At 68.8% G+C, this 11,825-nt stretch carries 5 protein-coding genes and 4 pseudogenes; 5 read left to right on the top strand and 4 right to left on the bottom strand.

The features are described from left to right. Positions 1-148: 148 nt before the first annotated feature. A complete protein-coding gene (locus ACRWND_RS25955; RefSeq protein ID WP_431953477.1) occupies positions 149-568 on the bottom strand; it encodes a CoA-binding protein in 420 nt (139 codons plus the stop codon). 301 nt (positions 569-869) lie between these two features. Beyond that, positions 870-1,740: pseudogene (locus ACRWND_RS25950) on the bottom strand (AraC family transcriptional regulator). 347 nt (positions 1,741-2,087) lie between these two features. On the opposite strand from ACRWND_RS25950, the gene ACRWND_RS25945 reads away from it, so the two are divergent. The 3 genes and pseudogenes from ACRWND_RS25945 (at position 2,088) to ACRWND_RS25935 (ending at position 6,489) form a co-directional block, all read left to right on the top strand. Further along, positions 2,088-2,357: a hypothetical protein gene (locus ACRWND_RS25945; protein WP_431953476.1), complete on the top strand. Its 270-nt coding sequence runs from the start codon at positions 2,088-2,090 to the stop codon at positions 2,355-2,357. 317 nt (positions 2,358-2,674) lie between these two features. Further along, positions 2,675-3,078, top strand: a pseudogene (locus ACRWND_RS25940) (DnaB-like helicase C-terminal domain-containing protein); the annotation flags it as partial. A 162-nt stretch (positions 3,079-3,240) separates the two neighbouring features. Beyond that, positions 3,241-6,489 (top strand): hypothetical protein, encoded by a 3,249-nt coding sequence (locus tag ACRWND_RS25935; RefSeq protein ID WP_431953474.1) that lies wholly within the window; start codon positions 3,241-3,243, stop codon positions 6,487-6,489. A 221-nt stretch (positions 6,490-6,710) separates the two neighbouring features. Here the strand turns inward: ACRWND_RS25935 and ACRWND_RS25930 are convergent, their stop codons facing one another. Further along, positions 6,711-7,154: a transposase gene (locus ACRWND_RS25930; RefSeq protein WP_431953472.1), complete on the bottom strand. Its 444-nt coding sequence runs from the start codon at positions 7,152-7,154 to the stop codon at positions 6,711-6,713. Between ACRWND_RS25930 and ACRWND_RS25925 the strand changes: the two genes are divergently transcribed. Together ACRWND_RS25925 and ACRWND_RS25920 are read left to right on the top strand one after the other, a co-directional pair. Continuing rightward, positions 7,128-8,084, top strand: coding sequence for a reverse transcriptase domain-containing protein (locus ACRWND_RS25925; RefSeq protein ID WP_431953470.1), 957 nt, complete (start codon positions 7,128-7,130; stop codon positions 8,082-8,084). The two genes, ACRWND_RS25930 and ACRWND_RS25925, sit on opposite strands and share 27 nt — an antisense overlap. Before the next feature lie 328 nt (positions 8,085-8,412). After that, positions 8,413-8,582, top strand: a pseudogene (locus tag ACRWND_RS25920) (ISL3 family transposase); the annotation flags it as partial. 910 nt (positions 8,583-9,492) lie between these two features. Here ACRWND_RS25920 and ACRWND_RS25915 read toward each other — a convergent pair. Continuing rightward, positions 9,493-11,825, bottom strand: a pseudogene (locus ACRWND_RS25915) (hypothetical protein); the annotation flags it as partial.

The following is an 11,825-nucleotide window of genomic DNA, read 5'->3' as shown; positions in this document are numbered from 1 at the left end:
TGACGCGTTCGTGGCGGACCGCTGCCGCGACCTGGCCCGCTCGGGATGGCCGGCGGAGAACCCCGGACCCGACCGGCTCGTCGACTACGCCAGGAACCGCCGCGTCGGATCCGCCCCCGAAGCGCCCGCACCAGAGTGCTCCCGTCCGTCAGATGAGTCCCATGCGGGGGATCTCCCGACCCGCGGAGCGGTCCATCACCATGAGCAGGCCCGCGTCGCGCGTCCTGGCGTAGGCGGCCTCGTCGATGACGCCCAACTGGAACCACACCGCCTTGGCGCCGATCGCGACGGCCTGGTCCGCGATGCCCCCGGCGAGGGCGGAGTTGACGAACACGTTCACCACGTCCACCGCGAAGGGGATCTCCGCCAGGGACGCGAAGCCCCGCTCGCCGTGCACCGCCTCGGCCTTGGGGTGCACGGGCACCACCCGCTTGCCGATGCGCTGCAGCTTCGCGGCCACGCGGTAGGCGGCTCGCTCGGGGTTGTCGGACAGGCCCACCACGGCCCAGGTGCCGCCGGTGGCGGTGAGTATCCGCCGGATCGTCGCGTCATCGCCGTAGGTCGTCATGCCCGCCCCCGCCGTGCACGGGCGCCCGCACGAGTCGCCGCCGACCGCGTGATCGCGGAGAGGGCCAGGTCTTCGGGATTCGTCTGCAGCATGGCCCGACACTACCGGGCTGGAATACTGTATGCAATGGTTGTGGGTGTGTCGGCCGTACGGCGCTCGGGCGCGGTACCGGTCGCAACGCGCCTCAGGGCGCTCCGCGCTCTGCCGAAGACCATCCCGTGCGGGGTGCAGGCGGGTGTGACGGAGTGCTCCGGTCGGCGGAATCCGCCAACCGAAGCACTCAACCGTGTCCGATGGTGCCTCACGCCGGTTCGACAGGCAGCCACAGTTCGCACGTGGCGGTACTGAAGTCGTCCGCGCGCTCGAGGACCGCGACGATCGAGGGCCCCGGCCGCAGCCGCCACGGGTTGGAAGGGAACCACTCGGTCGCGGTCGCCGCCCAGGTCGTCTGCAGGGCCTGCGGATGCGGTCCGCTGGTGCGGAAGACCGCCCACCTCCCAGCCGACACCTCGATGGTGTCGAGGTCGTCCGGGGCCGCCGTGTCCTGGGCGAGGGCCACTCCGTGCAGGTAGGTCAGTTCGCTGCCCTCCCCGCCGTCGGGCTCGAGGTCGTCGGAGACCTGCAGCAGGCCTCCCGGTTTCGGTGTCGCCGAGGGCCTTCAGCCGTAGGTGCTCCTCTTGCGGCAGTGCGGCGATGTGCCGCTGGATGTGGGGATTGACGCCCTGGTGGATGAGCGGGACCCGGGCCGCGTGTCCGACGAGCCGGAACGCGGGTCGGTCGATGAGGCGGGTGTCCATGGGGTTGCTCCCTTCGACGGTCAGGCGGAACCTGAGCCGCGGTTGTGTGTGCAAGGGGCCTCCGTCGCGGCGCACGTCACCGGGACCGGCGCCGTGGACCGCCCGGAACGCGCGTCCGAACGCCTCACTTGAGCCGTATCCGTGCCGGACGGCGATGCTCAGCAGATCGCCCTCGCCTCGGACGACGTCGGCGGCGGCAACGGTCATGCGCCGCCGACGCACGTACTCCGACAGCGGCATCCCAGCCAGAGACGAGAACATCCGGCGCAAGTGGTACTCGGTCGTGCCGAGCGTCGCTGCCAGACCCCGGACGTCGGGTTCCTCCGCGAGGTGGTGCTCGACGAGATCGACGAGCTGGTTGAGTGCCGAGATCACGAGGCCTCCCTTTCGATGTCAACCCTGGCAGCGGCCGGCCCGGCCGCACCCGACCGTTCCGGACGGATCCGATCATTCGCCAGGACGGACGAGCAGGCACACAGCACCGCATGGGTTGCGCCCTGGCCCTTGTAGTCCAGCAGGACCTGGGCGGCATCGGATGCTTCGGGCGGGCGGGAGGTGATGAGCGCGTACCAGCCGTCCGCCGCCGCCTCGGCTTGCAGGACCTGCTCGTCGAAGCTCCATTCCAGGGCGGGCCGGCCTAGAACCCGGGTAACGGCCAGACGCCGTATGTCGTCGGCAACTGGGCACTGGACGAGACGCGTCCGGTGGTGAGCGTGCCGAGCATGAAGCCCGGGAAGTACCAGGCCATCGTGATGACCCTGGGCAGCCAGCCGCAGCTGGGGGACTTCCCGTTCTCCCTCCAGGCCAACCTGATCGGCCCGGACAGCACCCCGACGGCCGGCGCCTTCAGCGTGACTCCGCAGCGCGCCACCACGAAGCCCGGCGTCCTGCTGACGCTGACCGCCTCGTGGAGCGGTGTCCCGTCCGACCGCCCCGCCACTGCTTACGTCGGCTACTCCAACGGGGCCGGCACCCTCGTCACCATCGGCTGACGTCACCGCACACCACGGTGCCGGCCCTCCTCGTCCGCCAGGAGGGCCGGCACCGTCGCGTTTCCAGACGGGGCAGCCGAGCCGGCGGCGTACGGCCGGCACGCCCGGCCAGACGTCACGGCTGCGGAGTGGGCCGCCTGGAGGTTACCCAGCGGCTGCTGTCCGCGCAGGCTAAGGTGCCGCCGCACCCACATCCCCAACGCCACCCTCGGCGACGGACTGCGGCGGAAGGTCAACCTGCCCAGCGCCGACCTGGTCGACGCCCTGCTGTAGATCGACGACTCGGTGCCAAGGCCCGCAGTCTGCGCGAGAAGGGCGACCTGAAGCTGCCGTGGTCGACTACCTGCAGCTGGTGCAGTTTGGCGCCGCCCGCCGGCCCGAGAGCCGCCAGCAGGAAGTCTCCGAGATCTCGCGCAACCTCAAGCTCCTGGCCAAGGAGCTCGAGATCCCGATCGTGGCGCTGTCCCAGCTCAACCGCGGACCCGAGCAGCGCGCCGACAACACCCTGGTCGTCTCCGACCTGCGCGAGTCCGGCTCGATCGAGGAGGATGCCGACATCGTGATCCTGCTGCACCGCGAGGACGCCTACGACCAGGCCTCACCCCGCTCCGGCGAGGCCAGCCTCATCGTGGCCAAGCACCGCAACGGCCCCACCGCGACCATCACCACGGCCTTCCAGGGCCACTACAGCCGGTTTGTGGACATGGCCACCAGTTACTGACACCCCTCAGAACGGCACAGACGGCTATCAAAGACCCTGCAAGTAGAGTGTGGTGGATTCCTGAGCACAGGCCTCGGTCATCAGCAGTGGCCCGATTGGTATCGGCCGGTTCAGGCGCTCTTCTTGTGGTTCAGTAGTTGATGTGAAGGGATTTCCGTTCTCGTGGGTCATCGTATTCTTGCCCGGCTGTGTTTCGAGATGCCCTCGCCCGTGGGGGACGTCCTCGCCGGGACCGGCACCCTCGATCCCGCCTATCTCACTGCTTTCATGGAGCACGTCCAGCAAGCGGCCGAGGTCTACCAAGACGTGGTGGCCGGTCCGCCCCAGGGGATGACGGCGGAACAGGCGCTCAGAGCGCTCACCCGGATCCCCTCGCACCGCCTGACCGCCGTCCTCACGCGCGACGAACGCGACCGCCTCCTCCACACCGCGCATGGATGGGAGGTGGAGGATCGACGTACCGGATCGAACGAGCAGCACACACCGCTGGCGGGATCGTCGAGGCGGCGCACACCGCAGACCCCGGCCGCTGATCAGGCTGAAGCAGAACTGGTCGACACCGGCCACCCCGGCCGCCATCTGTCCGAAGAACTCGACGAGGAGTTCGCCGCGGTTGCTGTGCTGGACCATACGACGAGTTCCTCCCTCCAACAGATCGAGACAGCCACCGGAGATTTCGTCTCGGTTCGCCTCGCGGGGAGCGACGAATCGCTACGGGACACGCCTCGCTCTCTGCGCGACGCCACGGCAGACATGTCACGTCACGACGCCCAGACATCGAGCCGCCCGAACACCCCCGCGTCCAACAGCGTTGCCGGCCGGCGCGAACAACCCCCCTCACCTCACGCGTTCCTGGACACCCCACGCGGCCGCGCCACCACGCCCCAGCCTGCCGACACCAGCACCACCGGCCCGACCACTACCACCCCAGAGGGCCTGACCGGCCTTTGGCAGCGCGGTGAAGAACCGGTCGCGTTCCTCCGCGACGCGGTCGATACCGCGGTCAAGCAGACCGCGGGGCGGGCCGGCATAGGGATGGACGCGTTCACCGCCGATCCCAACGTGCTCAACTGCGTCTCCCTCATGGAAGCCCTGCTCGAGCGGTTGCACCCAGCAGAGATCCACGCGGCTCTGCCGGGCCGCCACGCGATCCGCCCGGCCACCACCGTGGACGACAGCGCCGCCGGCTCCCACCGGGCCGAGGACCGACTCGTTCCGGGCGGAACGTGGATGCCTGTGTCGACCGTCGACCAGATCATCACAGCACTGCACCAGGCCGGCCGCGGAAGCACAGCCCTCCTCCTCGAACAAGGAAGGGACGACATCGGGCACGCCCTGCTCTACGCCCACATCGGCACTGACCCGGCCACGGGACTGCCCCACATCGTGCGCGTGGACCCCCAGGCGTCCAACACCGTGGAAGCACTGAACGATCAGGCTCGACGATGGATTCGGGCCGGACGCGGCACCCGCATGACCGTCATCGACCCCACCGGCCGGGCAGTCGACATCGCCGCCCTCCCCGTCCAGCCCCAGTCATCCGCCCCCGCCCAGAGCCTGGTCGACGCACCTACGAGCCACCACTACGGCATGCTCGGCATGGAGCTCGAAACCGAGTTTCCAGTCTCGTCGGATTCCAAAGAATCTTTGATGAGTACCCGAACGCTGCAACTCGTGGCAGACGAGGATCTGAACGGCCGATCGATCGTTGAGATCACCTCTCGTCCGATGAGGGTCCACAGCAGGGAAACAGCAGGATTCTCAGCGAACGAAGTGTTCGCCGACGTTGCTGTGGTCCTGAACCGGCTGAGCAGTCTCTCTTCAGAGGAGGGGCGATCGCTCTCTGACGTGTTCCCGGAGAGCGAGGGTTTCAGGGTCGCGGAGGGAGTCGACGCCACGGTCTTCGGCAACGACGACCCGCCAGACGTGGCCGAAAAGCTCAGCATCCACTTCACCGCAGGAGTTCCGCTGACCGGCCTGCACGCCTTCCTCGAATTCACGAGAAAAGAGGGGAGGGCGCGGGAAGTCGTTCCCGTGATCCGGAAATCGATGGCGAACCTCGATCACGGCATAAAATTCGGCAGCAAAGTGGGATTGGAATACTTGCAGCAGCACAGGGGGCGCGGCGAAAGTCGAACTACCGCAATGGAATCCCGTATGCTCTCCGGTTTCACCGCGCTCGTCTACACGCACCTCGCTGCCGTCCTGAGGTATTACTACGTCGAGGTCACTGAAGTGGACTCCGAGGTGGTGGCGAAGAACTTCACCCCGATCCTCAGCCGCAACCCGCTGTCGGCCATAAGGGAAGCCCTCCCTCCGCGCGTCAACGAGTACTTGAAGAATAAGGCCGAATACATCCGCAGAGACATGGAGGATCATTTCACCGAATTCAACCGGGCGGTAGCGTTCGTCCTCCGGAATAAGTACAAGCAGCAGAATCCCAACCTCACCCTGCTGGATCTTGTGCCGCACGCGCCGGACACAATTCAACCCCTGACGCACTACGTACGAGACGCGCTGGATCCGGAGTACGGCACGATAGTCTCGCCAGACAACACGTTCGGCACCATGACGACATTCGAGAAGCTGGACAATAGCGGCGCTGGCATCCCTCTTGTGCTGCTCGAAATAAGGTTCTTCGGCGCGGATCCCAAGCCCGACCTCCAGACCGTCCGTCAGTACTACGACAAAATAGCCAGCAGACTGAGCGACCTCTACGACCAAGAGGCCCTCTTCCAGTCGCGGAACCGAAGCACTCAACCTCTACCGGTGGGTGAGAGCAACACCGTGCCCGACCCGTACATCGGCCGGGTAGAAATCGAAAACTCCCGCACCAACCGCCTGAACCGCGAAGTATTGCAGACGAAGCTCGACGAACTGCCCGCCGGCGATCCACGACGCATCCGCATCCAGAACGTCCTCGACACACACCAACCACGCACCGATACCGCTCCACAAGAAGACGCCGCCACCGGCGCCACACCCCCATCGCAGGAACGAACGACCGGCGCGCCGGCATCGGCCAGTACAACCACTTCCCCTCGCCTCGACACCGCAGAACCCGCCAGCACCCAGGTCCAGGCAACAACACCGCAGAACCCGGTGCACGACCCGGTCCAGCCATTTCGCCAGGGCCCCGAAAGTCACCGATACCTGCTCGACACGAGCATGCTGCCGCCCACCGGCACACCCGAGTACACCGAATACGTCAAGGCCGGGGCAGCCCTGCTCAGCGCCCCCGCAGAACAAAAGACCCAGCCCATCGTGTCCATCGCACCGGAACACCGGACCGACCCCCAGGCCGCCAACCGCGCCATCGAATTCATCAACGCCGTCGTCCACCTTCCCCACACCCCCACCACCATCCAATTCGACCTCGGAAAAGACACCACCATCAACATCTGCGAATAACCCAGGGAGTGTCATGAATCAGGTGGGCACCCGTTTAGAAGGGACTGCTGACCTCGATTCTTCCGAGGGCTGGCGGTGACGGCGTGAGCGGCTTGGTTGCCCGGTATGTCCCATGCTGTGTCGGGACTGGCCGTCCATGTCGCTGCGGGTGCGTCGGGTTCCGCGGGCCGGGGTCCTGCCAGTCTGCTCCTTCCTGGTCCTCGTCGGGTGGTGGCCGGCCGTCAGGTGAGGGCCGGAAGCTGGGTGGCCCGTTGCCAGGCGGTGGTGAACGTCGGCGCCCATGACCAGGCGCGGTCGGGGTGGAGGGTGCGTCTGCGGGCGTGGGTGGTGAGGCGGGCGGGCAGGTGGTAGAGCTTCCTGCGGATCGTCTCGGGCTCGGCCTTGGCCGGCTCGGGTTCGTCGTGCAGGAGGAGGAGCCGGGTCCATGCGTCAAGGTCGGCAGCGATCGTGGCGGCCAGGACCCACGCGGCGTTGATCTGCCAGGACTTCGAGGGCAGCAGTCCGAGCCCGACCCGTTTGATCGCTTTCACGCGGTCCTCGACCTCAGCGTGGTCGCGGTAGAGGGCGTCGACGAACCACACCTGCCCGGAGCCGGGGACGCCGGACAGCCCGCGGTGGCCGTGGTGGCCCGGCATTTGATGCGAAGGGTGGAGCCAGTTTTCCATCCGGACAGCTTCGGATACCGGCCAGGTCGGTCTGCCTTGGACGCGGTAGGAAAATGCCGGGAACGCTGTTGGAAAAGGGACTGGGTGGTGGAGTTCGATATCGCCAAGTTCTTCGATAGTGTGCCCTGGGACCTGCTGGTCAAGGCGGTGGAAGCGCATACCGACGCCGTCTGGGTGAAATTGTATGTTCGGCGGTGGCTTGCCGCCCCGCTCGTCATGCCCGACGGCTCCCTGCTGGAGCGGGAGCGGGGGACCCCACAAGGTGCCCCGGTTTCTCCTGTCTTGGCGAACCTGTTCCTGCACTACGCGTTCGACACATGGATGGATCAGAAGTTCCCGTCCGTCTGGTTCGAACGCTACGCGGACGACGCGGTGCTGCACTGCGTCTCCGAGCGCCAGGCCCGCTATGTGCTGGCCGCGCTCACGGACAGGATGGTCGAAGTCGGGTTGCAGCTGCACCCGGACAAGACCCGGATCATCTACTGCAAGGACGGTCGCCGCCGTGGCGCTTACGAGCACACGGACTTCACCTTCCTCGGGTACACGTTCCGCGCCAGGAAGAACCGGAGTCGCCACGGGAACCAGTTCCTGGCGATCGACCCGGCGGCCAGCAAGGACGCCCTGAAGAAGATAGGGCGGGAGTTGCGGTCCTGGCACCTACACACCCGCTCGGAACTGTCCTTCCAGGAGCTCGCCCGCAGAATCAACCCTGTGGTGGCGGGCTGGATCAACTACTACGGGCGTTTTCGTCCGTGGGAGCTGGACCCCATCTTGATGCGCATCAACGCCTACTTGGTGCGTTGGATCCGCCGAAAGTACAAGCGGCTCGCGGCCAGACGGAAGGCCATCGCGAAGATGCAGGAGATCGCCCAGCGATACCCCCGCATGTTTGCGCACTGGCGCTACACCGTCAACGCCGTCCAGACCTGACGATCAGAGCGACAAGAGCCGTGTAACGGGCGACTGTTACGCACGGTTCTGTGAGAGCCGGGAGGTGAGATCCCTCCCGGCTACTCGGCGGGGGCACCCTTCTACTATCAGGGCGTCAGATCAGGGGCCAGCCAGCGTCGTAGCTGAATTCACGAGGCTGGTGGCGGGCGGTGGGCCGGTGGCCCCACCGCCAGGGCTTGGGCGAGGTCCGGGGTCGGGCGGTTGGTCGGGTTGTGACCGGTTGGGGTGCATAGCAGAGCAGGCACGGGCTTCGTGATCATGGGAGTGTCGAAGATCAACGATCATGAGGTGGCCCGTGCCTGCCGCTGTGGTGCGGGCCCGGACGCCGCTGGACACCGCGGTCTGCCAGGTGTGCGGGGCCTCGTCGGGCCGGGTGCACGGCTGTCACTGCGGACGGTCGCCGACGTTCCGGGCGACGGGTGGTGTGTACGGGTGCGGCGTCTGGTGTGCCCCACGCGTGGCTGCCTTCATACCTTTGGCGTCGTCCTCGAACTCGCCGCGGAGTCGCGCCGCGGCGAAGACCGCCGCGGAGGCCAGCAGAAGCAGCGCCAGCGGCGCCCAGGTCGCCGGCAGGGACCACATGGGCCAGTCGTTGGCCGCCTGCACCCAGAGCGTCACGATGGCCGCCACCGCCATGGCGACGCCGTGCCACCGCACCGCGCGCGCCGCGCTCGCGTGGCGCGGTCCCCGCGCGAGGAGAGGCCACAGCGTTCCGACGAGGCCCATCAGACCGAACGAGAGACCCGCGAGCGCCCCGCCGAGCCGGTCCTCGGGCCACTCCAGAGGGCCGTCGCTGGTCTCCTGCCAGCGCCCCGCCGCGTCCCGCAGGTCGACGAGCCGCCCCCGCCACACCACGCCGACGACCTCGTCACCCTCCTCCAACCGCGACAGCACGGGACCGGTCTGCCGGAACGTCACGTACCACGGCTCGCCCGACGGCGGTGTCAGGACGGCTCCGGGCGACTCGCTCCGCGAACCGCTGTGCGTGTCCGCCGACCGCACGGTGAAGCGCTGCTCCCACCGGCACTCCGACGCCTCGACCGGCACGGAGGCACACGCCGGCGCGGCGCGGAACTCCCGCTCCCGCTCCAGTGCCCGGCTCGTCTGCACGACCATCGCCACCCCGACGGCCAGCGCCGCCACGGCTGACAGCAGCCATACCGTGGCCCGTGCCCACGTCTTCTCCGCCGACGCCACCTCGCCCCCCTCACGCCCGTGCTGTCTCACGGGCCCATCCGATCACGGAGTGCCGGTGGCGGCCCAGGCCCGCTCCCGGCACCCGGCGAGCACCTTCGATTGCCGGTCCGGGGCGATGAAGGGCCAGGGAACGACGACGCGACCGGCCCCTCCCGGAGGAGGGACCGGCCGCGCGGTGCGTGCAGCAGGATCAGGCCAGGCCGGTCGCCCGGATCACCGTCTGCGTCACCGTGTTGCCCTGCTTGTCGGAGGCCCGCACGCGCAGCGACAGGAACTCCGCCCGCCGTGGCGCGTCCAGCCGGACCCGGGCGGCGCCGTCGGCCGCGCCGCGCAGCGTGAGCTTGCGCCACGTCCGGCCGTCGTCGTAGGAGACCTCGACCGCGTCGGTGCGGACCTTCGCGGCCGTGACACCCGGCAACTGCGCGGGCATCACCGTGAGTTCGGCATCGCGTCGGGCGGCGCCCGCCGCGTCGGTGGTGATCCCGTAGTCGAGCTGCAGCAGCGGCAGCACCTGCGGGTCGTCCGTGCGCGGCGTCGCGGAGGTGAAGCCCCACTCGGTGCGGGTCGCGGTGGAGTACGGGTACCCCTCCGTCCGCTCGGTGGACGTCACCAGCCGGTAGTGGCCCGACGCCGCAGGGACGTCGCCGCCGAGCCACCCGCCGTCGGTGCGGGTGACCAGGGCGTCGCCCTGGTAGAGCTCGTTCACCTGGGAGGTGGTGCCCGGGCCGATCACCCCCGCGTGGTCGCGACCGCCGTCGCCCCAGGCCGGGATGGCCACGTCGAGGACGTCGCCGTTGCGCTGGGGCAGCCGCTGGCTCTCGTTCATGCGCGGGTGCTCGACGGGCCCGAACCACTGGACGTCGGTAGTGCGCCCCGCGGGGTAGCCGACCAGGCCGGAGGACTGGATCGAGCGGATGCCGTTGGCGGCCTCCTCCATCCAGGTCGCCTCACCGGAGGGGGTGACCCAGTCCGTGCGCTCGGCGCCGGCCGTCGACAGCCGGGTGCCGCCGACCTTCGCCCCGAGGTAGGGCTGGATGTCGTAGCGGAACTCGTCGACATCCGTGCCCGGTTCGCTGCGGAAGCCGACGTCGACCCGGGCCAGGTGGTGCTCGGCGGGCGCGTAGGTCTGCTTCTGCGGGATCGTGCGGTGCCAGGTGTGCACCAGGTCGTACAGGTAGTCCGTCTCGGCGTGGCCCACGACCCGCATCGGCACGGAGCCGGTGCGGCTGTCCTGGATGCGGCCGATCAGGGTCTCGCCCTCGGTGCGCGAGATGCCCGCGACGACGAGGTCCGTGCGGCGGACGGGCTCGCGCAGCCGGCCGTCCAGGTCGTTCACCATGACCAGCACGGCGACGCCTGCCTTCTGTGCAGCGGTGACCTGCTTGTCGCTGCCCGTGTAACGGACCACTGCGACCTTGCCGCCCACGCCCGCGGCCGCGTACTCCGCCGCGGTGCCGCTGCCCGCGAAGACGGTCGGCAGCGTCTTGGCGCCCTCGGTGGGGCGGCCGGAACCGGGTTGCAGCCACAGGTCGTCGAAGACCTGGTCACCGGAGGAGAGCGCCAGCAGCGGCTGCTGCATGCGCCAGCGGACCGTGTACGCCAGGTCGCCGCCGGCGGCCTTCGGCATGGGCAGCGCCCACACGCTGTCGAAGCCGGAGCCGAGGGTCGTGGTGTCGGTGACCGCCGGGGAGCCGTCCTCGAAGGACTGGGTGAAGTCCATGCGGATGTCGCTGTCCGTGGACGTCTTCGGCGTGACGACCTCGGTTCTGCGCAGCTTCGTGCCGTCCAGGGTCGTGTCGGTGTCGGCGTTGCCGACGACGACGCCCGTCCTGGCCAGCAGCGCCCGCCCGTAGGAGGACTCGCCGTGGACGCCGCGTACGGCGCCCCACGTCCAGACGGTGTACGTGCCCGGCGGGACGACGGTGTCCAGCACGCCGTCGAGGTCGGTCCACAGCATCTGCGCGTACTCGTCGCCCTTGCGCTGGTACAGCACCGGGCCCACCAACGGGTCACCGGCGCGGTCGGTGACGTGGATGCGCAGGTGGTGGTACTCGTCGCGCGTGCTGACCGCGAGAAGGGTGCGCGTGACGGCCTTGCCGTCGACGACGCCCTCGACGTGCCCGGTGAAGCGGGATCCCGCCGGAGCACGGTCGAGCGTGGTGGTCACGGTGGTGGAGGCGGTGCCGTGGGCGGGCACGGTGATCTGACGGTCCGCCACGCTGAACAGGCCGTCGGGAGCGCCCGGGGCGTCCACCCGCGGCGCCACGGTGACGGCGGTGTCAGCGGAGTTGGCCCATTCGACGGTACGGGTCACGGTCCCTCCGGCTGCCCCGCCCGGAGGGTGGATCCCGGCATCGGCGGTGGCGGTGGCCACGAGCGTGCTGCTGGTGGCGGCCACCGCGTCCACGCGTCCGTTGCCGCCGGAGTCCGCGGGGATGTTCGGCGTCGCCACGGACGTGGAGACCAGGGCGTCCTTGATCCGGGACCCGTTCCAGTCGGGGTGTGGGGGGGCCACCCCAAAAG

The sequence above is a fragment of the Actinacidiphila sp. bgisy167 genome (genome assembly GCF_965342175.1).
Lineage (GTDB): Bacteria > Actinomycetota > Actinomycetes > Streptomycetales > Streptomycetaceae > Actinacidiphila.
This window is presented reverse-complemented; position numbering and strand designations above follow the sequence as displayed.

Coding starts and splice junctions, on each gene's coding strand:
- ACRWND_RS25945 (WP_431953476.1), top strand. CDS start 2,088: ATGAAGCCCGGGAAGTACCAGGCCATCGTGATGACCCTGGGCAGCCAG.
- ACRWND_RS25930 (WP_431953472.1), bottom strand. CDS start 7,154: ATGGAAAACTGGCTCCACCCTTCGCATCAAATGCCGGGCCACCACGGC.
- ACRWND_RS25925 (WP_431953470.1), top strand. CDS start 7,128: ATGCGAAGGGTGGAGCCAGTTTTCCATCCGGACAGCTTCGGATACCGG.
- ACRWND_RS25955 (WP_431953477.1), bottom strand. CDS start 568: ATGACGACCTACGGCGATGACGCGACGATCCGGCGGATACTCACCGCC.